The 23,953-nt window shown below is 57.7% G+C and carries 19 protein-coding genes; 10 read left to right on the top strand and 9 right to left on the bottom strand.

Annotation, left to right across the window (positions count from 1 at the left end):
- Window positions 1-6 precede the first annotated feature (6 nt).
- Complete coding sequence (locus XH85_RS36100) at window positions 7-807, top strand: FkbM family methyltransferase (RefSeq protein ID WP_128935710.1); 801 nt, start codon at window positions 7-9, stop codon at window positions 805-807.
- 93 nt (window positions 808-900) lie between these two features.
- Here the strand turns inward: XH85_RS36100 and fcl are convergent, their stop codons facing one another.
- The 6 genes from fcl to XH85_RS36130 form a co-directional block, all read right to left on the bottom strand.
- Window positions 901-1,857 (bottom strand): GDP-L-fucose synthase, encoded by a 957-nt coding sequence (fcl, locus tag XH85_RS36105; RefSeq protein ID WP_128935711.1) that lies wholly within the window; start codon window positions 1,855-1,857, stop codon window positions 901-903.
- The gene (gene gmd, locus XH85_RS36110; RefSeq protein ID WP_128935712.1) at window positions 1,838-2,920 is read right to left on the bottom strand and encodes a GDP-mannose 4,6-dehydratase; all 1,083 of its coding nucleotides are present in this window, start codon (window positions 2,918-2,920) and stop codon (window positions 1,838-1,840) included. The genes fcl and gmd overlap by 20 nt, the downstream gene beginning before the upstream one ends.
- A complete protein-coding gene (locus tag XH85_RS36115) occupies window positions 2,913-4,472 on the bottom strand; it encodes a lipopolysaccharide biosynthesis protein (RefSeq protein ID WP_128935713.1) in 1,560 nt (519 codons plus the stop codon). Before XH85_RS36115 ends, gmd begins: the two co-directional genes overlap by 8 nt.
- Before the next feature lie 13 nt (window positions 4,473-4,485).
- The gene (locus XH85_RS36120; RefSeq protein ID WP_128935714.1) at window positions 4,486-5,586 is read right to left on the bottom strand and encodes a glycosyltransferase family 61 protein; all 1,101 of its coding nucleotides are present in this window, start codon (window positions 5,584-5,586) and stop codon (window positions 4,486-4,488) included.
- 180 nt (window positions 5,587-5,766) lie between these two features.
- Window positions 5,767-7,113 (bottom strand): glycoside hydrolase family 16 protein, encoded by a 1,347-nt coding sequence (locus XH85_RS36125; RefSeq protein WP_128957174.1) that lies wholly within the window; start codon window positions 7,111-7,113, stop codon window positions 5,767-5,769.
- A 148-nt stretch (window positions 7,114-7,261) separates the two neighbouring features.
- On the bottom strand, window positions 7,262-8,455 hold the full coding sequence (locus XH85_RS36130; RefSeq protein ID WP_128935716.1) for an acyltransferase family protein: 1,194 nt from the start codon (window positions 8,453-8,455) through the stop codon (window positions 7,262-7,264).
- 138 nt (window positions 8,456-8,593) lie between these two features.
- Here XH85_RS36130 and XH85_RS36135 point away from each other — a divergent pair, with 138 nt between their 5' ends.
- Entirely contained in the window at window positions 8,594-9,874 is a 1,281-nt protein-coding gene (locus XH85_RS36135) for an O-antigen ligase family protein (protein WP_128935717.1), read from the top strand.
- A gap of 27 nt (window positions 9,875-9,901) precedes the next feature.
- Here the strand turns inward: XH85_RS36135 and XH85_RS36140 are convergent, their stop codons facing one another.
- Window positions 9,902-11,002, bottom strand: a complete 1,101-nt coding sequence (locus XH85_RS36140; protein ID WP_128935718.1) for a glycosyltransferase family 2 protein — start codon at window positions 11,000-11,002, stop codon at window positions 9,902-9,904.
- Window positions 11,003-11,440: 438 nt separating this feature from the next.
- Between XH85_RS36140 and XH85_RS36145 the strand changes: the two genes are divergently transcribed.
- The 6 genes from XH85_RS36145 to XH85_RS36170 all read left to right on the top strand — a co-directional run bounded on the left by XH85_RS36145 (window position 11,441) and on the right by XH85_RS36170 (window position 19,098).
- On the top strand, window positions 11,441-11,719 hold the full coding sequence (locus tag XH85_RS36145; protein ID WP_128935719.1) for a hypothetical protein: 279 nt from the start codon (window positions 11,441-11,443) through the stop codon (window positions 11,717-11,719).
- 394 nt (window positions 11,720-12,113) lie between these two features.
- The gene (locus tag XH85_RS36150) at window positions 12,114-13,097 is read left to right on the top strand and encodes an NAD-dependent epimerase/dehydratase family protein (protein ID WP_128935720.1); all 984 of its coding nucleotides are present in this window, start codon (window positions 12,114-12,116) and stop codon (window positions 13,095-13,097) included.
- Window positions 13,098-13,739: 642 nt separating this feature from the next.
- Complete coding sequence (locus XH85_RS36155; protein ID WP_128935721.1) at window positions 13,740-16,154, top strand: polysaccharide biosynthesis tyrosine autokinase; 2,415 nt, start codon at window positions 13,740-13,742, stop codon at window positions 16,152-16,154.
- A gap of 68 nt (window positions 16,155-16,222) precedes the next feature.
- Window positions 16,223-16,864, top strand: coding sequence for a hypothetical protein (locus XH85_RS36160; RefSeq protein ID WP_128935722.1), 642 nt, complete (start codon window positions 16,223-16,225; stop codon window positions 16,862-16,864).
- A 274-nt stretch (window positions 16,865-17,138) separates the two neighbouring features.
- Entirely contained in the window at window positions 17,139-18,425 is a 1,287-nt protein-coding gene (locus XH85_RS36165) for a hypothetical protein (RefSeq protein WP_128935723.1), read from the top strand.
- Between the two features lie 10 nt (window positions 18,426-18,435).
- Window positions 18,436-19,098, top strand: a complete 663-nt coding sequence (locus XH85_RS36170) for a hypothetical protein (protein WP_128935724.1) — start codon at window positions 18,436-18,438, stop codon at window positions 19,096-19,098.
- Window positions 19,099-19,954: 856 nt separating this feature from the next.
- Here XH85_RS36170 and XH85_RS36180 read toward each other — a convergent pair.
- Window positions 19,955-21,385, bottom strand: a complete 1,431-nt coding sequence (locus XH85_RS36180; RefSeq protein ID WP_128935726.1) for an undecaprenyl-phosphate glucose phosphotransferase — start codon at window positions 21,383-21,385, stop codon at window positions 19,955-19,957.
- Window positions 21,386-21,985: 600 nt separating this feature from the next.
- Here XH85_RS36180 and XH85_RS36185 point away from each other — a divergent pair.
- Window positions 21,986-22,723 (top strand): metallophosphoesterase family protein, encoded by a 738-nt coding sequence (locus XH85_RS36185; protein WP_128937548.1) that lies wholly within the window; start codon window positions 21,986-21,988, stop codon window positions 22,721-22,723.
- Between the two features lie 104 nt (window positions 22,724-22,827).
- Here the strand turns inward: XH85_RS36185 and XH85_RS36190 are convergent, their stop codons facing one another.
- Complete coding sequence (locus tag XH85_RS36190; RefSeq protein ID WP_128935727.1) at window positions 22,828-23,106, bottom strand: hypothetical protein; 279 nt, start codon at window positions 23,104-23,106, stop codon at window positions 22,828-22,830.
- Between the two features lie 579 nt (window positions 23,107-23,685).
- On the opposite strand from XH85_RS36190, the gene XH85_RS36195 reads away from it, so the two are divergent.
- Window positions 23,686-23,952, top strand: coding sequence for a hypothetical protein (locus XH85_RS36195; RefSeq protein WP_128935728.1), 267 nt, complete (start codon window positions 23,686-23,688; stop codon window positions 23,950-23,952).
- Window position 23,953 lies beyond the last annotated feature (1 nt).

The following is a 23,953-nucleotide window of genomic DNA, read 5'->3' on the forward strand; positions in this document are numbered from 1 at the left end:
AACTGAATGATTGGTTTGTTGAAAGACTACGTAAAGGCACGCCTGCTCGATAACGACTTTATGATATCCGGCACCTCAAAGGAGGAGGAGCTCAGGGAGTTCTTCCGGGACCTTTTCCCTGTCGTGACGGACAAGAAGTTGATTCGACTGGGCGGATCGGCTGATGGCGGCTATCTGGTTCCGGACGACCTGGATGGATGCGTCGGCTGCTTTTCACCGGGCGTCTACAACGTCTCTGACTTCGAGCTCGGCCTTGCCGAACGCGGCATCCCATGTTTCCTCGCTGACTTCTCGGTGGATGCACCCGCGATCCACAATGACCTCCTCGATTTCGAAAAGAAATTCCTCGGAAACGAAAACAATGCCAAGTTCATGACTCTAGAGAACTGGATGTCGAGGAAGGGCCCTCACACCGGCGACCTCATCCTCCAGATGGACATTGAAGGCGGCGAGTACGAAGTTCTCATTGAAACGAGCTGGGAGTATTTGAAGCGCTTCAGGATCATAATCATCGAGTTCCATTCCTTGGACAGAATTCTCAATCCGATCGGACTCAAGCTGATCGGCGCTGTTTTCAAGAAGATCACCAAGCACTTCGACGTCGTACACATTCATCCAAACAATTACTTCAAACCCATCGAATACAGGGACTTCAAGGTCCCGCCGATCATGGAATTCTCGTTCTTGCGCAAGGATCGCGTTTCTCGCCGGACACCTGCGAGAAGGTTTCCTCACGACCTCGATAGGAGAAACGTCGCAAACAGGGATGATGTCGTGCTGCCGAAATGCTGGTTCGCTCCGGAGTGATCGCCCCCGCGGCCGCGCCGATGAATCGCGCCAGCCGCTGACAACGGGCGCGCGGATGCGCGACCGTTGGCTCGCAATTGCGAGGCGCGGTCCCTACTCCCCCGCCTGACGGCTTTCGCTGAGATATGCCTGATAGGCCAACTTGAGCCCATCCTCGAGCGAGGTCTTGGCCCGCCAACCCAGCTTCGCCAACCGGTTGACGTCGAGCAATTTGCGTGGGGTGCCGTCGGGGCGCGAGGTGTCAAAGCTGATCTCGCCGGAATAGCCGACGGTCGCCGCGACTAGGCGTGCAAATTCGGCGATCGCAATGTCCACGCCGGTGCCGATGTTGACGAGCTCGCCGCTCGAATAGGTCTTCATCAGGTAGATGCAGGCGTCCGCCAGATCGTCGACAAAGAGGAATTCGCGCCGCGGCGTGCCGGTGCCCCACACCACGACGTTCTTCGCCCCCGACGTCTTGGCCTCATGGAAGCGGCGGATCAACGCCGCGACGACGTGGCTGTATTCGGGATGATAGTTGTCGCCGCGACCGTAAAGGTTGGTCGGCATCACACTGATGAAGTTTGAACCATACTGGCTGCGATAGGCCTCGACCATCTTGATGCCGGCGATCTTGGCGATCGCGTAGGGTTCGTTGGTTGGCTCCAGCGGGCCAGTCAGCATCGACTCTTCGCGCAGCGGCTGGACTGCCAGTTTGGGGTAGATGCAGGAGGAGCCAAAGAACATCAGCTTCTCGCATCGATTGACATGCGCAGCGTGAATGACGTTGGCCGCGATCGCGAGATTTTCGTAGAGGAACTCGGCGCGCAGCGTATTGTTGGCGACGATGCCGCCGACCTTGGCGGCAGCAAGGAACACTGCCTGCGGACGCCTTGCAGCGAACCATCTATCGACGGCGGCCTGGTCACGCAGGTCAACCTCGCTCCGCGACACCGTCAGCAGCTCGACATTTTCCGTCGCAAGCCGCCTCACCAACGCGGAGCCAACCATGCCGCGATGGCCGGCGACGAAGACGGTCTTGCCGGCAAGTTCAAATGGATTGCTTGCCATTGGCAACCTCTCGCCTGGCCTCGAACAAATCGGAAGCCACCATTTCCTTGACCAGTTGCGCGAACGGGGTCCTGGATTTCCAGCCGAGCTTCTCGCGCGCCTTGCTGGGATCGCCGATCAGGAGATCGACCTCGGTAGGACGGAAATAGGTCGGATCGATTCGCACGACGATCCTGCCTGACTTCTTGTCGATACCGGTTTCCTCGACGCCCTTGCCCCGCCATTCGACTTTGCGGCCGACTTCGGCAAAGGCGAGCTCCACGAACTCGCGCACCGAGCGGGTCTCCCCGGTTGCCAGCACGAAATCGTCGGGCCGGTCGGCCTGCAGGACCATGTGCATGCCTTCGACATAATCCCTGGCGTGGCCCCAGTCGCGCTTGGCCTCGAGATTCCCGAGATACAACGTCTCTTCGAGGCCCGTCTCGATGCGGGCAACGGCACGCGTGATCTTGCGGGTGACGAAGGTTTCGCCGCGGATCGGGCTCTCGTGGTTGAAGAGAATGCCGTTCGAGGCGAACATGCCGTAGGCCTCGCGGTAGTTCACCGTGATCCAATAGGCGTAGAGCTTCGCCACCGCGTAAGGGGAGCGCGGGTAAAAGGGAGTCGTTTCCTTCTGCGGCACTTCCTGCACGAGGCCGTAGAGCTCGGAGGTGGACGCCTGATAGAACCGCGTCTCCTTTTCCATGCCAAGAATGCGGATCGCCTCCAATAGCCGCAGCGTTCCGATCGCGTCAGCATTCGCGGTGTACTCCGGGCTCTCGAAACTGACCGCCACATGGCTCTGTGCAGCCAGATTGTAGATCTCGGTTGGCCGGATCTGCTGCATCAGGCGGATCAGGTTTGTCGAATCCGTCATGTCGCCGTAATGCATCAGGAACGGCACATCGCCGGCATGCGGATCCTGATAGAGATGATCGACACGGGCGGTGTTGAAGGAGGACGATCGCCGCTTGATGCCGTGGACGATGTAGCCTAGGCCAACCAGATACTCAGCGAGATAGGCACCGTCCTGACCGGTGACGCCCGTAATCAGCGCGACGCGGCGCTTCGACCGTTCATTCATATTGCTCACCCGACTGCTTAATTGTCATCGACGATTTTCCCATTTTCCCGAACCTGTTGGCGATTGCGCCGAGGATTCGCAGGATCTCACGCTCGGGCCCGGCCGGCGAGCCTGTCGCTCGCCAGAATCCAAAGAGTGACCCGACATAGGCAAGCGCGCCCACGAGAACAACAGCGATCAACCGAGCATAGACGTGAGACTCATGGCCAACAGATGTGATGAAGGCCAAATTGGTCAGAAGACCGACAATGATCATCGTGCAGGTGGACAAAGCGGTCCTCAGATTCACGAGAAATTGCCGGGAGACAGAAGTGTCGATCAATTCGCGGACCAGGACCATGTTGTAGACGACACCGCCGAGCGTAACCGCCACGCGAGCCACCAGCAGGCCAAGTAACCCTCCTAGCCACAGGCCCGCAACAATGACAGGCAGCCTCACGATTAGGATCGCAACGTCGCGATGAAATAACCTGCGCGTCTGCCCAAGCGCCAGACCAAGGGGTTGGACGGTCGCGCTGAGCGTATGCAACGCAATTGCACCACCGAGGAGCTGGATCACGATTGTCGCGCCTGCCCAGGCCTCACCCAGCACAAGCGGAACGAACTGATCGGCGATCAACGCGAAACCGAACCCGGCCGGAAAGGCGATCGCACACAGCATTGCTTGCGCCGACAGATAAGCTCGTTGAAGGGCGGCTTTGTCGTCCCTCAGCCTCACGAACGCGGGAAACAGCGTCCCGGCAAGCGGATTTGTTGCTTCTCGTGTCGGCGTCGCGGCCAGGTCGCTGCCCAGCACATATCCACCCAGGGCGGATTTCCCGAGAAAATATCCAATGATGATCTGGTCGAAACGCCAGTTCAGCGTGCTGACGGCCTGTCCGAGCGATAGCCACACAGAGAACGAGAATAGAGAGCGGCTACCCTTTATCCGGAATTTCGGTCGGAACGGCTGGATCAGATAAGAGGCGACGACATCGATGAAGTTGGCGACGACAGCCCCGGCGATCAGCGCCCAGTAGCTCCTGAAGCAAATGGCGATCCCGGAGGAGACGAGGATGGTAGCGAGCGCCCGGCTGCTGCTCGTCACAAATTCCTGCCAGAAGACGAGTTGACGCTGCATCATCGCTAGCATCGGATTTCGAAGGCCGGATATCACGATCGAACAGCTCAGGACCAACAGGATCGGAATCAAACGTCCATCGCCGTAGGACAAAGACACCGGATAAGCGAGCAACGACAGCAAGAGTGCGAGCAAGCAGGCGCGAGCCAGGCTCAACGTCCATGCGGCGTGGAATTGATCTTCACTTGGATCCTTATGGTGAATGAGCGCCGATGCCAAGGACAGTTCAGTCATCGACGTCAGAACAGCAATGATGGCCGTCGCGACGGCAACCAGGCCGAAATCCTCCGGCGTGAGCATTCTTGCCAATATGAGCGTGTTCAGGAAGCCGAGACTGGCAACCACCAGCCGGCTCACGCCGATCCAGGCAGCTCCGATGGCGATTGAATTTTTCGACAAAGGGGGCGCCGTACGCGCACCAATAGCGACCATTTTCAATGCTCGTTCATTGACAGATGGCCTCCAGTGCGCGCTCGAAGATGTCAGGCGCAACCTCGAAATCGAATGGACTGGGCCCAAACGCTCCCTGCGGGCGCGTTCCCTGGCTATCCCCCACGATGTAAGAATAGTCCGCGCCGGCGGACGATGCGATCGTGTAGTAGTAGGGATGCACGTGGTCTGAAGGGATCAGCTCCAGGACTTTCGTTCCAGGCGAGCAGAATACGAGATTGGTCAGCCCCGCACCATGTGGGCCAACGACAATCGAGCATTCCGAGAAAAACGCCGCTTCATCCTCAACGTCATCAAAGTCGTAGATCTGGAAGCCGAACTTTTTCAGTGCAGGCATCAGCTCTTCTTCGTTGGCAATCTTCCTTTGTCCTTTGCGCGGAACGTATACGCGCCTGTCGTGACGAAGCGGCGACTTGGCTACCTGTAAGCGGAAGAACTCCGTAAGCCATGGCGCATAGTTCCGTCGCAAGCCTGGAAACGAAGTGCCGATTACGAGATCGGCCTGGATATCCTCCTGGGCTGCCCACACGCACTTGTGCATTGGAATTCCAAGCCGGCGAACGAGTTTGGCTGCCGTTTCGGACGCAGGCTTGGGCAAATAGACCCAATCGACATCATCGAGCGACAGGCCACTTTTCTGAAATAGCGCCAAGCGTCCCAGGCAGTCGAGCAGGAAGTGCCCATAGTTTCCTCCGGCGAAATCACTCGCCAGCGAGAGACAGGTGCCGCTTAGCGGCAGCGGCGTCCCGTAGGCAATTGATCGCGGATGGCGCGAGAACGACGATCCGTACCAGGTGCTCTCGTAGAGCAGCGATCCATCCTCCGTCACGAGCCAGCCGTCGGGACCGAGGATGCGGGCCTTGTCCAGGCGGAGAATGCCTAGCTCGGGCATTCTGTTGTCAACGCTTTCACCGAAACCTGCGTCGCGGCTGCCGAATCGAACCGGCGGCTTCCGCGCCAGTACCTCTTCCTCGACGGCAGTCAGCCAAGTATGCGGATGTTCACGTCGCCACGTGCGATGATCACAAAGCCGGCTCGGGCTGCCGCGCAATGCACCACGGAGGATTTGCCTGACGGCGCGAACCTTTGAGTTCATGGACGACTACCATTGCAAGAGACACTGACCGTGACAGGCAAGCCCGCATGACGGCTCACCTGCCACGGCCAAAGCAAAATTCAGACCGACCTTCGGACAGCGTGCCGATCGCAATCAGCGGTACTCGGCTTGATCCAGATCAGACGGAGCTTGATGCAACCTTTGGATGCACCCATCCGATCAGCGGCGCACATGCAGCGACAATAGACGGCAAGATCTGGCTTTTTTTGGTTGGATCACCGTGGTGTCGCAAGCAACTGGGACTTCTTTGGGGCCGACCTCGCCCGCGACTTCAGCCGTCAGTTTGCTGCCCAGCAGATAGTTCCCTTCACGCGGCACGGCCGGCAGCGCAAATTCGATCACGCTGACGCCATCTTCCCCTTCCTTGCGAGAGACCTGTTGCAGCGGCTTCTTTGCCGATGCGACCATGACGCCGGTTGTTGCATCGAAGACGTAGGCATGAAGCGTTCGATTTGTCGGATAGTCGTCCGGAATCTTGATCGGAATTTCGATCTTGAGCGGATCGGTTGTGCTCAGTGACAATACCCCCGCATCCGGCTTCTTATCCGCTACCACATTCGTAACATTAAGGAATGTCGGCTTGGGCATGTCGTTGAGCGCCGCCCTATAGCCAAATTCATTCGGATCCGGTGTCACGTCGCTCGGGCCGCATTTTCGGCTTCCCCGCTCAGAGGACGTGAACTGGCAGACGCGAACGTAGTCGATCTTGAACGTCTGCGGAAAAGCCGCGTCATCGATCCCGTGCCGGCCGGCCCAGGCTGCTCCGCCGATGGCGAAATTGAGATCGATGTGCGCCGGCGGCCCCAACTGGCCATCCTTCCTGAGCCACTGATACATGCGCGTGTAGACGAGACGGCCGTCCCAGAAGAACGAAATGCGGTCAGGAGCCCAAACGAAGCCAGCAATATGCCAGTCCTTGTTCAGATCCTCCTTGCTGACCATGTCCTGAAACCTGAGCACGAACGAACTGTCCAGATACGTGTAGGACTGCGGCGTCCACTTATCTTTACTCATGGCATTCGAGTGCAGCATGTTCGGCTTGTCTTCCACGCCATTGATGACGTACTCGAAAATGTCGATCTCCGGCGGATGCCAGAACTTTCCATCGATGTCGTAATCGGCTTCGAGCCAGAATGCCGGCCACGATCCCCGCGCATTCGGAAGAAAGACCCGCGCTTCATAGTAGCCGTAGTAGAATGTCTGATGGCTCCGGATCATCGCGGAATCGAACGTGTCCGCCCCCTCATTCTTTTTTGCAGTCAGATTCAGCGCACCTTCGGACACCACGTGGTTGTCGCGGTAGCGCTGCTTTTCATCGTTGAAACGATCCATCGTTTCGTTGTTGTAGATGTATCGGGTGGCCCATTTGGTTCGATCAAGCTTGTCGCCGTTGAACTCATCCGAAAAAACCAGCTCCCAGCCAGCGCACCAGGCCGGCGTTGCGGATCCGAGTGCAACGAGTATCGAGGCGACACAAAGGACTTGCCTGCGCACGGCTGCGATCATCAACGAGGTCCTTTCGGTTCGGCTGTTAGCCCGGCCAGGAAACGCTGTGCCGGTCCAATGCGCAAAGACGATGGCAACGGTGACGCTGCCACGTCGCAAGCCGGCACAATCAAGCGCACGGCTCCGCGGCTTTTTCCCGAATAGACAGTCAACTTGCGATCGTTTTGGGGCGCTGACTGGTCGAACAATCAAGAACATTTGACTGTTCCTCGATCAGGTTCCCTCCCTGAGTGCCGTCGAGTGCTTGAATGATCGGCCGGACGGCAGGTTTCGCTTCCGAGGCCCTATCGAGCCGTTTTCGAATCTGTCCCGTCACCTTCACTTCAAGGAAGCGATGGCTGATCGTTGCAACGATAAGCGACGGCGGAAGCGAGACCAGGAGGAAAAACAGTTGCGATCCGCTCCCCAATGCATCGACCATGCCCGTTCGATACATGATCAGCTTGACCCCGGCCATGACGATCGGCGGCCAGAGATAAAAACTGAAGCTGATCGTTCCCAGCCACTGCATCACCTGCCAACGCAGCATTCTTCCGAACAGACCGTTTCCTCGGGACATGCCGAGCAGGAAAATAGTCCCGAAGACGCCACCAAGAACAACAAATGGAAAAGCAGAGATCCAGTCATGGAATGACAAATATGCTGGCGTGACAAAGCCAACGTAGTCTGTTGCGCTGGCAAGCTCGAGGCCTCTCCAGACAGTCAGGAACAGCACGAAGAAGATCGCCGGGTACTTCGCCAGGGATTGCAACAAGGTCGACGATAGGTACTTCTCCGCAATGAGCACGCCACCAATCATCAGGAGCGCGCGGGGATAGTACACGAGCAAGATCAGCGAACTGACGGCTAATGCCAGGGCCAGCGGCCGACTGACGCCGCTGGTCAGGAAAACGACAGCACATACTGCATAGAACAGGAATTCGTATCCGAGCGACCACGCGGCGGGATTGATCTGGATGATGTCAATAAATGGAGGCGGCGCCAATAGATTTGCACCAACCAACAGCAGACTTGGACCCTTTCCTGAAAGCCAACCAAAAATCGCGATCGCGAACACGGTCGCCCAGAGCACAGGAAGAATCCTCGCATAGCGATCAAGAATAAAGGTCACGACCGAGGATGCCCGATACAGGCTTGGCAGAATCACGATTCCACTGATGCCGAAGAAGAACTCGACACCGAATTTTCCGGTCTGCAGCGCTTCTCCCAACAGGCCCCTGGCAGACAGATCGAACGTCGGGAGGCCGGAATGAACGACGTGATAGACGAATACCATGAGGCAAAACAAACCTCTGGCACCATGAACGTAAGGGTTAAATCTTGCGCTCGTGTCGTGTTCCATGTGGGAAGTCACTACAGGCTCAAGTATAGAGGGTGAACAGCCTCACGAGCGAGACCAAGATCGACCGCGATCGTTGCCCTGCGCTCAGACGTACCCACCAACCGAGGCGCCAAGAAGCAGTAATCGACGAGTCCTAACATGGTGAGCCTCGACACATTCCCAGCCAGAACCTCGTCTAACAAGCGCGCTGCAGCAGCGTCAAGCGACGAGAACAACAGCGTCATTTTCGCGCATATCGCCTTCATTCTGTGCATTTGCATGCAGCGCTTCGGACTCCTCATCGGAACCGGACAGATCTTCTTTTCGCTGTTCGGATTCTTCGCGCTCGTCGCGTGGGGATGGTGGGTTGGTCTGGTGAGCATTCGCGGGCCGCAGACTCTCGCATTCGGACTCGTCGTCGTCTGGTTTCTCTTCAGCGCGGTCGCCGCAGCCGAATCTCCCGATCGCGGTGTCGAGACCAGTGCGGCATCACTTGCGATGGTTCTTGTCACGAATTCGATCTTCCTGTTCGGACCCTCGACGAGATTCTCGAACGAGGCGGTCCTTCCCGTCTTCCTGTTCTATGTTCGCCTGTGCGCCGTTCTGGCAATCGTCCAGATCGTTCTTCAATTCGGCGGAATACGCATCTTCTCGTTCAAGGATGCAATCCCGGCGCTCGATCCGGTCCTCGTCGAGTCCGCCTACAATCAAAATGCGGTGGAATTTTATGGGTCTTTGAATCGGCGCGCGAACGGGTTTTTCCCGATGGAGCCGGGAGCGCTGTCTCAATTGCTCGCTATAGGTGTTATCGTCGATGTGTTCGTTTTGCGGCGACTTGCCTATCTTCCGTTGTACGCCATCTCGTACGTGCTCACTCGGTCCGGATCTGGCCTCCTGGTGCTCGTCGTGTCCCTCGGTGCCTATCCCCTGATTGCTCCGCTCAAATCACTGCGGGTTATCGCCATCGGGGCGGCCGTTGCCTTGGTGATCGGCACAACGTATCTCGTTGCACCGGAACCTTTTGATCCCATCGTTAGTAGGCTTGATGAATTCAGTTCAACCAAGTCGAGCGGCTATGCTCGCTACGTCGCACAACTACAGACCTGGGACTATCTCTTTCAGACCGACAGAGTGCTTATCGGCTCCGGGCCCGGCGGGTTGGAACGGTCGCCCGCCTACTTTGGCGGCAGCGGAAATCCCGTTCTCAAGCTCGTCGCGGATTACGGAATTATCGGGCTACTGATTTTCCTGTTCTATCTCATCCTCTCGATATTCAGGAAAGACAACTCGATGCTCGCATTGACAATGCTGGCCTGCTATCAGCTCGGCGGCGGCAACCTCGCGATGGCTCCATTCCTGATCATGATGGCAATGCTGTGCGTATGGTCGCAGCCGCCAGGCGCCGGCCTCAGGTCGATCCGTTCCAAAGCTGCCGTCTGACCGAAGTGTCCCACAGCCCTGCCCTGATCATCGAATGATCCGGAATCGGCCGAGCAACGCGCGCAACCATTTCGGCCGCTGGGCGGGCACGTAGCGCAAACTCACCAGGGCACGACGGAAGTACTGCGGACTGATCAGGATGCAGAAGATCCAAGCCAGCAGTGATATGCGCTGCGATCTAGAGAAACCTTGCGGCGACGCAGCCGCTCCAAGCGCATCGACAGCGATGCTCAATGAACTATCCGCCGCGATTGGATGAAGGTCCGGCCGCAGCTTGAACGACGCTATCCGCAAACAAAGAAATATCAAATTGCTCTTGAGCGCATCGGGCGCAACCGGCAGCTTCTCCGTGCGCGCGATCTCGGAAAAGAACTTGTACCGCCTCCGCGTGAGGTCGATCTCTCTCGCAAAGCGGGTATCGTCGAGTTGAAGGAAAGCCCCGTGATTGAGGCCGTGCACGCGATAGTCCGCCAACGGTTTGGTGATCGTCACGATCTCGCCACATGCAGGAGCGGCCGCCAAAAGATAACTGTCCGGAGCTCGATCAATGAAGTCGGACTCAAAGCCGAAGACACGCTCGACAAACCATTTCGGGTAGGCATTTCCTGACCCGGGCGGCGTCGGATAAGCGCCGGTGGTTGCCATCCACTTGCGGACGTCCTCCGAGGACGGACAGGAGAAGTACTGCGGCAGGACATTTCCGGTCGGCTTCCCGTCGGCATCGATCACGCGCATCTGAAACTGATATTTGCTCGCGGCTTTGGACCAGACGGACACGATCTCCGTCATGACATCAGGATGCAGGGCATCGTCCGAGTCGAGAAATATGATGATATCGCCGGACGACCTGCGAAAGCCGTTCACACAGGACATCATCTGCCCGGCGTTCGCCTGGCTGATGATTGTGACTTCGTCTGCAAATTCGTTGATGACGTCGAGTGAATGGTCCGTCGACCCGTCATCGACGACGATCACTTCGACGTTTGGCCATCGTATGTCCAGCGCGCTGCGGATCGCGGATCCCACGTAAGCTGCGTAATTGTGGTTCGGAATGACGACCGAGAGGCGCGGCAGGGTCGCCAGTTCGACTTCTGGCAACACTGCGTGCCCTGGTATCTCCTTCAACATTCGCCGCTCAGAATACTCGCGTTGTAAGTACGTCGCATGACCGCCGACAGAACATCACAGTCGACGGACGTCAGACACTTAGTCCAGGTGCAGCCTCTAGCACGTGTTTTCAAGCGCAAGGAAGAGGCAAGATTCCTCCTGCAATCCCGGGAACCATTTTGCCTGTCATTCTGTTGCCGCAACTGCAACTCTATCCTGCCGCCGACAACCGCGGCTTCTTTCGAGAGCTGGCCCCAACCATCATGGATGTGCAGAGCAGTGAAGATGCATGATAACCGATCTAGGCGCTCAGACGGTTATGTGGCGATATGTGTAGCAATCGCTTCATCGCTCCTCGCAACGACGGCCGATGCTCAAATTTCCGGCTTCGGTCGCACATCTCCTCCGATGTATGGCGGCTCCGGCATTTCCACTCGGCCTTCGAGTTCGATTCGACCGATGGAAGGTACTTTCGCTCCAAATCACACGACAGCGGACGGAAAGCTTTGCATATCGGTCAATCCGTTGACGCACCCCCAAGCCAACAATCCCAAGATCATCGAGCAGATCGTGCTGGTTCAAAACATTTGCGGTCAATCGATCAGGGTTCGGGTTTGCTACGCGGGAAGTTCCGACTGCATTGTCGTTCCGCTCGCAGGCTACCAGAAGCTGCAGAGACTATTGGGGATTGCGGCCGGATCAACGAACTTTCAATTTGAGTATCGCGAGCTCTATTGAGTCGTCGATTCAGACGAAAACCCCTGGTTGCACGCTCAAGAAATGTGCGCGTTGCCGCTTGAACCGACGCCACCGCATTCGGGATCGCCAAGATGGAACTGACGCTTCCGCGTTCACACGCGCTGCCTGTAACGATCTTGTTATCGCCGCATCAAAAGCGCACGACTAACCAATTGCTGCCCCGATTTGCTCGCTTCATTGATATCCAGCAGCGAAAGCGCTCGCGGTCGCGAGCGGGCGTACTGCGTGTCAAGCGATCCTGGTCTGTGCAGGTACAACTCTTGCAACGGCGGGGCGTGCAGTTCTTCAATGCGCGTGCTCGATCGTCAGCAAGCCTTGACCGAACTTCGTCGCAGTTGATTCAGCACATTCACTCACGTTGACCCTCGCGCACATGTCCCATCCCACCCAGGCTATTGTATTTGGAGGCGCAGGCTTCATCGGTACACATCTGATGACGCGAATGCTCGCTTCCGGCCGCTACGACCGAATCGTCTCAGTGGATATCGCGAAGCCCAGGGCGCACGTCGAAGGCGTCGAATATGTCCATCATGATGTCCGTGAGCCAATCGACCCGAAGCTCGGTGGCGGGGTGCCTGCCGATATCTTCAACCTCGCCGCGATCCATGTCACCCCGGGTCATCCGGATGGCGACTATTATTATACAAACGTGCTGGGTGCGGTGCACGTCTGCCGATTTGCGAGAGACACTGGCAGCCGGAATGTCATCTTTACCAGCTCGATATCGGTCTACGGTCCGACGGAAACCCCACTTACCGAAGATGCGACGCCAGTCCCCGTCAGTGCTTATGGGCGTTCCAAACTCTCGGCCGAAGCAATCCATCGCCTATGGCAGTCGGAGGACCCGGACAGGCGGCTGACCATCGTGCGCCCCGCAGTTATCTATGGGCGCTACGAGCGAGGCAATTTCACGCGATTGTCGAGGCTTCTCGAAAGGCGGGCCTTCATCTATCCCGGCCGAACCGACACCATCAAGTCGTGCGGCTACGTGAAGGACCTGGTCTCGTCGATGCTCTTCATGGCATCTCGCAACGACAGTTTGTCGATCTACAATTTCTGCTATGAGCACCGTTACACCATCAGCGAGATTTGCTCCGCCTTCTCTGAAGCTGCCGAATACCCAAAGCCGACGATAACGATTCCGGTATGGCTCATGAATCTCGCCGTGCTTCCATTCGAGGTGCTGCAAGCTGTCGGCATCAAGACCGGCATCAATCGTGACCGGATCAAGAAGTTGTGGTTTTCTACGAACATTCTGCCGAAGCACCTGATCGCAAGCGGGTTCAAATTCGACTACGATCTGGCAAGCTCGCTTGTGGATTGGAATCGGGAATCCTCCATCAAAGATTTTGATTGAGGTCTCGTTGGCTTGATCATTCAAGTGCCCGGAGATCGGAGATTCACCGGTGGAACTTCAAAGCCGACCCTCGCCACCATAGCGGACGAAACCAGACTCGTTCGCATTCCGGCGTCTCATTCGGTCGTAACCCTGAGACCGGATTCGCCTTGCCGGCGGCAGCTGCTCGATCCCCATCCTTGTCCGTCACACTCAGGCCGATATTGCATCGCAGAATTCGTGGCCGGTCGGGCGCTGTTCCACCGGGTCGGCACGCGGGATTCGGGCAACCTGCCCAATACATGGGCGAACAATGATCTTCTCAGGCGGCGTAAATTGCCTCGATCTTGAAAGTCGCTTTTTTGGCGGAGTTGACGGAGATGGCATTATGACGATTTTGCGGCGAGCGGCACCGACAATGGCCCGGCAGCGTTGCCGACACTTCTCTGACCAACAACGTGCCGAACGATCCGGCTAGGTGTTCTCGCCGAGGCCTCGATGCCATTGCTCAACTCTCGAGCGCCGCGATCTCGATCACCGCATCCGGCGTGTCGAATTCGACCAACGTGCAACTTCTACGCGGCACTTTGCAATTCACGAATTCAGCGCGGCGGCAAGGCCAGCCTGATGCCGCATTCACAGAGATTTAGGTAGGCGGGCCGGATGCTTCAAAAGATCACATCTCGCGAGATTGAAACCACCGCGCCGGAGGCTCCATCGCTGGAGCAGACCATCTCCTCTGCGCTTGCGCTGGTGAGCCGCCAGTATCCAGTAATGATTTTCACGCTGCTCCTGTGCATCTGCCTTGCCGGCGTTTACGTGTTCACGGCACCGAAGCGATATACCGGAACGGCCATCCTGATGATCGACAGCCGCAAGATGCAGGGCCTGCAGACGCAAGCGCCCGCGACCGGCGCAGACAACCCGATCGACTCGGCGATGGTCGACAGTCAGGTCGAACTTCTCAAGTCCGAAGCGATCGCCTCCAAAGTCATCAAGGACCTGAAACTTGCGGAGTCGGCAGACTTCATGAGCGACGGTGGCGGATTGCTCAGCAGCATCAGTAACGCGATTACCAGAATATTCTCCGAGTCGACCCCGCCCACGGAAGAGCAAATACTGCGCGCAGCACTCGCTCGCTTTGCGAGCGGCCTCAGCATCAAGCGCGTCGGCGTGAGCTATGTTATCGAGATCTCCTTTCAGGCATTATCGCAGGACCTGGCAGCGAGGATCGCCAACGCGGTCGCCGACGGCTATATCGTGGACTCGTTGGAATCGAAATATCAGGCCTCGAGACGGGCGGCGGTCTGGCTGCAGGACCGATTGAAGGAATTGCGGTCGCAGGCGTCTTCCGCCGAACGCACCGTTGCGGATTTCAAGGCCAAGAACAACATCGTCGACGCCGGCGGGCGACTGCTCACCGAGCAGCAACTCGCTGAAATCAATACTTCGTTGACGACTGCGCGTAGCCAACGTGCGGAGGCACAAGCTAAGCTCGAACGCATCACCGCGATATTGAATGCGGACACCGAAGATTCCAAGGTCATTCTGAATGAACTGGCGACTGTGAGCGAGACGATGGCCAACCCGGTCATCACCAAGTTGCGCCAGACCTATCTCGAGTACGCGGCCAAGCAGGCCGATTGGTCGAACCGGTATGGATCGACACATCTGGCGGTTGTCAATTTACGCAACCAGATGCGAGAAATCCGACGCTCGATCATTGACGAACTGCGACGCACGGCCGAGGTCTACAAGAGTGACCTTGAAATTGCCAAGGCGCGCGAGGAGTCCAGCCAGAAGAGCTTGAACGATACGATCGCGGTCTCGAATAATACCAGCCAGGCCCAGATCATCCTGAGAGATCTGGAAAGCAACGCTCAGAGCGCTCGCGCATTGTCGGACAACTTTCTGCAACTGTACATGGTCTCGGTTCAGCAGCAATCGTTTCCCGTTACTGAAGCGAGGGTGATCAGTCAGGCCGCGTCGACTCTTCCCAACAAGACGTCGCCAAGAACGACACTCATTCTGCTTGCGGCGATCGTGGGTGGGTCGATTCTCGCGGCTCTCGTCGCAATTCTACTTGATATGATGGATCGCGTCTTCCGCACCGTTTCGCAGGTCGAGCAGTTCGTGGATACCCGCTGTCTCGCTTCGATTCCGGTCATAGAGCAGGGTGCCGTCAAAGCGATTTCCGCTGAATCCGGCAAGGCCGCCTGGCGATTCGGTAAACGCGACAAGCCCAAACCGCAGCAGGCACCGCCGAGGTACGGAGCATCTGGCACGACGTTGCCACTACATGGGTCCGCGCCCGGGTTCAGCCATCAACAGTCACATCGCGACCGTCTGCTTTCAACCGAGGAGAGCGTCGGGCGGCACGTGATCAATGCCCCGTTTTCACGCTTCGCAGAGGGATTTCGGTCAATCAAGCTAGCCAGCGATTTTGCAAATTTCGGTGCAGGGTCCAACAAGGTCCTGGGGATTACCTCCGCACTTCCGAACGAGGGAAAGTCAACCGTCAGCGAAGCGCTGGCGCAGACCCTGGCGCAAAGCGGCTGCCGTACGCTGCTGATCGATGGCGACATCCGCAACCCAAGCCTCACCGCAAGGCTTACGCCGGCTGCTCAGGACGGCTTGATCCATGTCGTCATCGGCCAAGCCGACTGGAGGAACGTGGTCTGGATAGACCCGCAGACGAATCTACATTTTCTTCCTTGTGCCATCACATCCCGCTTCTCGAATTCGAGCGACCTTCTGGCCTCGCAACAGATGGAAGACCTGTTCCAGCAACTACGGCAGCACTTTGATCGCATCGTTCTCGATCTTAGCCCGCTGGCGCCGGTCGTCGACGTTCGGGCGACCAGGGGGTTGGCTGATTCCTATATCCTTGTCATCGAATGGGCGAAGTCGAAAATCGATATCGTCGAGCGCGTGCTAGGCGAAACGCCGGTTGTGCGCGAGCGGATGCTCGGTGCGGTTCTTAACAAGGTGAACGTGTCGGTGATGAGCCGCTACGATACGTACGGCGCAGCCTACTATCGCAATCGATACTACAAGAGGTATGGTTACGTCGATTGACGTCATATGCTTGATCCGGACCGGTGGGCAGCGCTTGCCCGATTTTTGACAGGGCCCTTGGATACAACATGAATGATTTGGCGCTAGCGCATGTCAGGTCGGCGCTTCTCATGGCGCGCTCAGTTCTGCTCGGTGCCGGTCTGTTGATGACGACGACTCCCGGTCGAGCCGAGCCGGTGCGTCCGGGCATTCTGAACTGCGGGTCTGGCATCAGCGCCGAGCAGCGTCGACGTTGCGACGAGGAGGCATTCAAGCAGATCGAGTCCGGCAGCCAATCGACACAGCTTGAGGGCGGATGGCGCCTAGTGAAGAGCAAGAATCCAGACGGCGGCGACGATGCCATTTCAGTGATGCATGTCGTCGATAGTGCCAAGTCGGATACGCGCCTTGCTGGTCTGAGCCTGCAATGCGGGAAGGGCGGCATCGAAATTGTACTCATTGTACTCGAGCCACTGTCCCGCTCGGCGCGACCGAACGTAGCCCTCATGGCAGGAGAGAAGCGCGCAGAGTTCCAGGCATCTGTGATCCAGGGCGGCGTGGCGCTCCTACTACCCGCCGACGCCTCGAAGCTTGCTGCCAGCGACTGGCAAACCGCAAACGAGCTTGCGGTCGAAATCGGGACTACACCGAGCGCGATCCGCGGCGCGGTGCCGATGGCTGGACTGGCGACGGCTCTCCGTTACTTGTCGCAGTACTGCTATGCTCGATAGCTTAGCTGGTCACGGAAACTGTCATGCCGGGCGAATCCCGTAAATCGACTGCATGTGACGAGTTGACAGGCCGCGTTGTGATGATGCGTCATAGTGGCAACTATCCGGCCATCCATCACCGAGACGACGGTGGCGTCGCGTGCTCGGCTATGCGACGCGTATCAATGTCCCACTCGCGCAATGCTGCGCTCCATTCCCGCTTCCACGTCTCACGGTTCTCCGATTGCTTATCGCTTCCTGGCTTTTGATCACATTGCTGGCCGCGACTCCGATCTTGGCCATCACAAGCGGCTCCTTCGCACAGCATGTGATTTCACTTGCTACTGCCTTGATGATGGCAATGGCAACAAGAGGTCCGGAGGCGCAAATCGCATCTGCCGCGCAGTTGCTGAAGCAATTTCTCCTTATATTCTTGCTTCCGGTCGTCTGGATGACGTTGCAAATCTTTCCGATGTCTTCGCTTGCGAACCCGATCTGGTCGGCGACTTCGATCGCATTGAATCAGCCATCGCTGCAGGGCCGCATTAGCGTTGATACGGGCGCAACGCTGCAAAGCCTGTTCCTCTATCTGGTCAATGTGTCGCTCCTGGTGTCAACCGTCATCATCACAAGGGATCGCCGTATGGCCGAAACGATGCTGTTCGTATTGAGCGCAGTGACGACCCTCATGTCAGTCGAGTTCCTACTCGGCCGGCTCGATTTATTCGCCGGAATCATTCCCCAGTCCGGCGCAGCTAAGAATCTGTTTCCGGCAGCTGCGGCTCTTGCGATATTGACAAATGGCGCGCTGGTCGCTCGGGCACTCGAACGCCACCTGCACCAGCAGAACATCCACAATCTGGCCTCGCCCCAACTGTGGGTCGGCGTTTTCTGCGGCCTGTTAGGAATTGCCGTAGCCTTCGCCGCACTTGCGGCCCTCGAACAACACACATTGGTGGCGGTTACTGGCTGCGGATTGATGGTCCTCGTGTTCATAGCCGCTGTCCGGCGCTTGGGATTTCGGTTTTGGCCCTCGGCTCTATTGTTCTTGGTCCTTGCAGCGATCGCCAGCGCGATGATTGTGCCGCACTCTCTATCCGGAAGCTTGGGTCTCGTTGGATTCGTCGGCCTCCCCCCGGAAGCAGTTGCGCCGGCAAGGCACCTGCTCTCTGATGCACCGACGTGGGGGAATGGTCTCGGAACCTTTAGGTTGACTTCGAGAGCCTATCAGCAGTTCGGAGCTGCGCTGGCAGACCCTCCCTCTACCGCAGTCTTGATGGCTGTCGAGGCGGGAAGATTGCCGAGCGCCATCCTGGCAGCGTTCGCCGCCCAGTTCTTCCTCGTTAGCTTTCGCGGCGCCGTCCGGCGAGGACGTGATTCCTTTTTCGCGGCCACCGCGGCCGCCGGCGTCGTCGTTGTACTCTGCGAGAGCTTTCTTGACTCAAGCCTCTCAAACCCCACGATTCAGGCGATTGTGGCGATGATGGTTGGAGTTGGACTTGCACAATCAGTGGGACGGACCAGTGGCGCCAACCACTCGGCGGCATCCGCGCACCGTAACACTAGCTTTATATTGAACTAATGCATCGACAATGAGTTCATCGGGCTCCTTTCGCATTCTTTTGATGGCGTTGGCCGTGACGGTCGGATGCTATGCCATTGTGTCGGCCGTGACGGCGCTAGGGCGGACAACATTTCCCGCAGATGCGGCCGAGATTGGGGCGCGGTGGACTGGAGATGCGACCTCAGTGTTGGGAACGCGCTCGCCGTTTGGATCGGAGCTGGAGAGCAATCATTCCTTGATCGGCGCGCTGCAGACAATTGAGTCCAGTCAGCAAGGGCCCACGATCCTACGATCAATAGCGCATACCGACGCTCTCAGCCGGGTCCGGCGGACGCTGTCGACCTCTCCTTACAATCCTGAACTATGGCTGGCGCTGGCGCTGCTTCAGGTCCAGCGCGACCCGCACGATCCGGTCGTGGTCGAGGCCCTGAAGATGGCATATTTCGTCGCACCAAACGACGCGCGATTGATGCCGGTGCGGATCGACATGGTGGCCCACTTCGACGCACTCGCCCTTCCCGATGTAAAGGACCTCGTACGCAATGATATTCGTCTCATCCTGATACGCCGATCTGGGTCGAGATCGGCACTCGTGTCCGCTTATCGGAGGGCATCAAAACTGGGCAAAGCTTTCCTGGAGGATGCCGTTGAATCGATCGACCCGTCCTTCCTGGCAACACTGCGCGGTTAAATTCGGACAGGACACGCCTGATGAAGTGCGGGGAGCCATCGGCACCGGGTGATGCCGGAGTTGACCGCTTCGTTCATAGGTTACAGATCTTCGATCGTTCAGGAAAAGGTTATGATTGGCGCGCTGCCGCGCGTTTTCTTTTCACGATCAATGCTCTTGCCGCTATACGGGGCGGTTCCCGCCGCCGGCGAACTCACCTAGCGCTCGCGCGATCCATAAGTCCAGCGCCAACCGTAGTGGTACGGAGTCCACAAACGACGGTCATTGTCGTAGCCGATATTTGCGGGGATTGGCGAAGGCGGGCGTGGGTGATCGAGACAATCTCGGGAACTCGTCGGCTGAAAGGAGCCTGCTGACGCTGCAACAGCGCTGTGCACCCTTTCCTTCCGCGGTTCCGACGGTTAACTTGATCCCATACTGCTGCATTTCGGTGGGGCTGGATGACGATACTTGCCATATTAAGCATCTGGCTGCTGCTCAACGTTTTATTCGTGCTCATCGTGGTTCCTCCCCGCGGGTCGCGATCGCGGCTCAACAGGTCGGGAACAATCCTTGCGCCAGCCCCGATCGAAAAGAATCAAGACCAGCTCGATAACAACGAAAAATTCTCCCTTCGCCACGCTCTCGGATCACTCGCGACGGGAATCTTTTTCGTCCTGATGCCCCGGCTGATCGCAATACGGGAGGTCATCGTGCGGCTATGGAACAGGACACGTAGGCATAAGGCCTAAAACTTGGTGATGAGCGCGACGACCTGATTCAAAGGCTCCAAAAGGAGCTCTCGCCTCAATCCGCATCTAGCTCAGCGCATATGAATGAGTCCGCGCCGCGCCCCGCCAAGGCCGCTCGCGCTGACCTAGTACGCCTCCTGGGAAATGACGGTAGCCGCCGTGCGCGCCATGATTTTCAGATCGAGCCAAATGCTCCAATTCCTTACATACCAAACGTCATATTCTACCCGCTTTTCCATCAGGTCGATGGTCGGCGTTTCGCCCCGGAAGCCGTTAACCTGAGCCCAGCCCGTGAGGCCCGGCTTCATGTGGTGGCGGTATACGTAATTGCTGATGATCTCGTCATAATAATTGTCGTGGGCAAGCGCATGTGGGCGTGGTCCGACCAACGACATGTCGCCGCGCAGCACGTTCCAGAGCTGGGGCAACTCGTCAATGCTGGTCATGCGGAGGAAGCGCCCAATCCTTGTGACGCGCGCGTCCCTCTTGGTTGCCTGAGTAATCGAGTTACCATTCTCGCACACGTACATGCTGCGAAATTTCCAGATATCAAACGGCTTGCCGTTGAAGCCGCGGCGCGACTGTCGAAAGATCACGCTCCCAGGCGAATCCAGCTTGATCAGAATGGAGACGGTGATCAGCACCGGCGCCAGGGCCACTAGCGAAAACAACGCCAGACCGATGTCGAGGCAGCGCTTCTGGAGACGTTCAAACACGCTGAGCGGTGGTCGCTGAATCTCGATTGCCACCGTGCCGCTGACCGGCAAAAACGGGCGCGATACCAGATCAGCGATCGAATTATCCGGCAAGAGACGGATCGGCTGTGGTACAGCGCGCAAGTGCAGTTCGAGTTGCTGCAACAACGGCAGCTCGTTCCAATCAACCGCCAACAGGTACTCCTCGACATCCGCTGCACGGGATTGGAGAATGACGTCGCGAATTTGCCTCTCCCAGCTGGTCCCATGGTTGTTAGCGGGAAGCACGAAATGGCGAACCACGTCGAATCCGTTCTTGCGCAGGTCCTTGAAACGGCTCGAGGTGAAATCAAGCGGCTTCAGGCTGAGCAAGGCAACCTTGCGATCGACCAATCGGCCCTTGGCAAAGTTCGTGCCGAGCACCCACTGCCACGCAAAGCGCAGGCTGAGCAACCCAAGGCCGCCAATTCCGGTGAAGACGAGGAACGTGCCGCGGGACAGATTGTCCGACGATTTCAATAGAAACGCCGCGACCGCAAGGATCGTCAGTGACACCAGCCAGATGATCACCGCTTTGCGCAATTGCCAGACCAGACTAAGCAAACGGTGCGTTGCATACACACCCTGAAAATAGGCGATTGCAACGAACACTGCGCTGACGATCAGTCCGGCGCCGATGGGCGCTCCGTCTCCAGATGACGGCGTGGCGACGCTATAAAGTTCCGACGCCAGCGCATAGCAGAGCAAGATCAGCAAAAGGTCGGCCGCGATGACGAGGAGCTGAAAAGGCTTCTGAAGAGCCGTGCCCCGTGCGGAGGACGTGGCATAGGTGCTATCAGAGCCATAAGTGGCAACAACCATTCGATCCTCTACGTGTGGAGAGTGCCTGGCGGTCATTGTGATGCTGAAGATTTACCGCTTCCAAACGAAGGGTGTTAAGTGATCGCAGCGACATTGTGGCGCTGCATGCAAAACTTTTGCGATGCACGAATGATGTGTCGCGTCGAAATGCGCATCGACAATTCGACGCGCGCTGAAAATCTCGTCACAGTGCTGACATATCAGCGACGCGCTGCCGCATTTTGAATCAAGTTCCATATCCTTCGCGTGATTTAACGGTCACGCGAGCGCGTCTTCGCTCATCTTTGAGACGCTCATCCTGTCGCGAGAGCGCGAGGAGTCACTTGCGGGAACATAGATGAATTTCAATCTGCGGATGCATCACGAAATTTGTAATGAGGCATGCATCTTTGCCGCGCTATGCAGTTCAGCACTGCAATTTCCGCGGACTGGTGGAACCCGTCGCAAGGGTAGGCAAGAAGTTCCGCCCTTCTTTTGGCGTGATCAAGCCGGACAACGAGGACCTACTCCATCCACCGCACATTGTTCGTATCAGATGGGGGAGTTCTCAGGTGCCGGCGACTTGGGGAAATTTCTCGACCACCTGATCGATTTTGCTCCATGATATCTTTCGCCCGACCACGTCGGCCAATCCACAAGCCGCACTTGCCCGACGGGATTCGCATCTATGCGATCTCGGATATTCACGGCTGTGCGCATCTGCTGCAGCCGATGTTGCGGGTGATCGACGCCGACGTGGCTCGCAGCCGCCCGCACTATGCGATCGAGGTTTTCATGGGCGATTACATCGATCGTGGTCCGGACACGCGCGCCACCCTCGACATCCTCGTCGAGCGGAGTCGCCGGGGAAATGCGGTCTTCCTCAAAGGTAATCACGAGGCATTTCTGGTGAGGGTGTTCGAGGACCCTTCACTGTTCGAGGATTGGATTGCCGTCGGCGGAACCCAGACATTGATGTCCTACGGGCTCGCTCCGCCAGATCTCAAGCGCGAAGAGCCAACATCGATTTTGCGCGATTTGATTCGCGCAATGCCGACTGAGCATCTGGAATTCCTGGACAATCTGCGGCTGAGCTTTACGTGCGGAGACTTCTTCTTCGTTCACGCCGGCGTTCGACCTGGCGTGGCGCTATCCGAACAGCAGGAGAACGATCTCTTGTGGATTCGCGAGGAGTTCCTGGAGAGCAAAAAGCATTTCGGCAAATATATCGTGCACGGTCACACGCCAGTGCGGCGCGCCGATGTGCGAAACAATCGCGCCAACATCGATACCGGCGCCTATGCGACCGGCAATCTCACCCTGATGAGCATCCAGGGAAGCCGCATGCTCGCGGTGTGACATGTTGGCAACCGCTTGCCATCTGCCAAAGCCCCTTCCGCGACGAGGGTCGAATGGGCCTCGGCGCCCAGAGGTGACCGCGCCTTGCCTAATTGAGGACTTGCCTAATTGAGCAAGCAGGGCTTCTGCAGCCGGGCACGCGTCTCGGCCATCCAATCGTTCCAGGCTCGCTCATGCTTGACGTAGAGCTCCAGCCAACGCGCGCCGTGCTCGCTCTGCCGCAGACGACGCTCCCGGTCAGGCAAACCGGCGGGCAATCGCGCATCCGGATTGTCCAGCGTTTCGAACTCGACCGTCTCCGAAATCGTCAGGCCGACGAGAACACGCTGTCCCGCGCCATCCACGATGTATCGCCGCGGAGCGTCCTTCTTGGGTTCACTCATCTCGTCATGCCCCCATTCGTTTCAGTGAGAACCCCGAGTGCCCCCCCGCGAGCCGGACAGTGCCTAAAAGGCTCGTCGGGCATGGCCGAATGTTGAGGTGGGAGTCGAGGTCTCACCGGAACTTGCAGCCCTTCGCTGGACGCGCCAAGCACGCAGCGCATATCCCAAGATGAGGCCAGCGCCAAAAATGGAAGCGGAGACAAATGCAGAAGCCATGGAGAGTCGTCCCGGATAGTCCGGGGACACATCAAGACCGAGCAGTGTGTCGACATCATGATTCTCGATGCCTCCCGGCGCCGAAAGATTGTTCACGCCTCGACTTCATGTGTGCATGCAAGGCGATGCCGTGTCCGATCATCCTCCCCCCATCTCTCATTTCGGCCGGCAACGATCACTCTTTCTATATAGAGAAGCCTTTGCGACCTTGCGGGCCGGGCCTTTATCGTCGAACAGGAGCACTTCGAGCTGACCTCGCCTCCCGCAATGGGAAATTTCGGGCCGATCGGTCGACCGATGCCCTTGCAACCGTCCGGGAGCCGTCGCATTATTTCGCATCGCATTTAGAAGGAATTCAATCCAATGAACTTCCGCGTGCTCATTCCATGCATTGCCCTGTCTGCCCTTGGCCTCATCTTGACGGCATCCGTGGCGCCAGCCGCCGAGCTCGCGCTTGGTCCGGCGCATCATCGGGCGGCTTCCGTCCAAGGCGGACTTGTGCTGTGGGATGATGTCTACCCGCCCGCGATCTATGGTCCTCAGCTTCGCCCGGTCGAGGAAGTCGCGGCCATGAAGGCGCAGGCACGGCCCGTGTCCCAGCGCTGGTGGGGATACTGGTACGCCTGGTAAA

It is taken from the genome of Bradyrhizobium zhanjiangense, from assembly GCF_004114935.1.
GTDB lineage: Bacteria > Pseudomonadota > Alphaproteobacteria > Rhizobiales > Xanthobacteraceae > Bradyrhizobium > Bradyrhizobium zhanjiangense.

Coding starts and splice junctions, on each gene's coding strand:
- XH85_RS36100 (WP_128935710.1), top strand. CDS start 7: ATGATTGGTTTGTTGAAAGACTACGTAAAGGCACGCCTGCTCGATAAC.
- fcl (WP_128935711.1), bottom strand. CDS start 1,857: ATGGCAAGCAATCCATTTGAACTTGCCGGCAAGACCGTCTTCGTCGCC.
- gmd (WP_128935712.1), bottom strand. CDS start 2,920: ATGAATGAACGGTCGAAGCGCCGCGTCGCGCTGATTACGGGCGTCACC.
- XH85_RS36115 (WP_128935713.1), bottom strand. CDS start 4,472: ATGGTCGCTATTGGTGCGCGTACGGCGCCCCCTTTGTCGAAAAATTCA.
- XH85_RS36120 (WP_128935714.1), bottom strand. CDS start 5,586: ATGAACTCAAAGGTTCGCGCCGTCAGGCAAATCCTCCGTGGTGCATTG.
- XH85_RS36125 (WP_128957174.1), bottom strand. CDS start 7,113: ATGATCGCAGCCGTGCGCAGGCAAGTCCTTTGTGTCGCCTCGATACTC.
- XH85_RS36130 (WP_128935716.1), bottom strand. CDS start 8,455: ATGGAACACGACACGAGCGCAAGATTTAACCCTTACGTTCATGGTGCC.
- XH85_RS36135 (WP_128935717.1), top strand. CDS start 8,594: ATGGTGAGCCTCGACACATTCCCAGCCAGAACCTCGTCTAACAAGCGC.
- XH85_RS36140 (WP_128935718.1), bottom strand. CDS start 11,002: ATGTTGAAGGAGATACCAGGGCACGCAGTGTTGCCAGAAGTCGAACTG.
- XH85_RS36145 (WP_128935719.1), top strand. CDS start 11,441: ATGGAAGGTACTTTCGCTCCAAATCACACGACAGCGGACGGAAAGCTT.
- XH85_RS36150 (WP_128935720.1), top strand. CDS start 12,114: ATGTCCCATCCCACCCAGGCTATTGTATTTGGAGGCGCAGGCTTCATC.
- XH85_RS36155 (WP_128935721.1), top strand. CDS start 13,740: ATGCTTCAAAAGATCACATCTCGCGAGATTGAAACCACCGCGCCGGAG.
- XH85_RS36160 (WP_128935722.1), top strand. CDS start 16,223: ATGAATGATTTGGCGCTAGCGCATGTCAGGTCGGCGCTTCTCATGGCG.
- XH85_RS36170 (WP_128935724.1), top strand. CDS start 18,436: ATGAGTTCATCGGGCTCCTTTCGCATTCTTTTGATGGCGTTGGCCGTG.
- XH85_RS36180 (WP_128935726.1), bottom strand. CDS start 21,385: ATGGTTGTTGCCACTTATGGCTCTGATAGCACCTATGCCACGTCCTCC.
- XH85_RS36185 (WP_128937548.1), top strand. CDS start 21,986: ATGATATCTTTCGCCCGACCACGTCGGCCAATCCACAAGCCGCACTTG.
- XH85_RS36190 (WP_128935727.1), bottom strand. CDS start 23,106: ATGAGTGAACCCAAGAAGGACGCTCCGCGGCGATACATCGTGGATGGC.
- XH85_RS36195 (WP_128935728.1), top strand. CDS start 23,686: ATGAACTTCCGCGTGCTCATTCCATGCATTGCCCTGTCTGCCCTTGGC.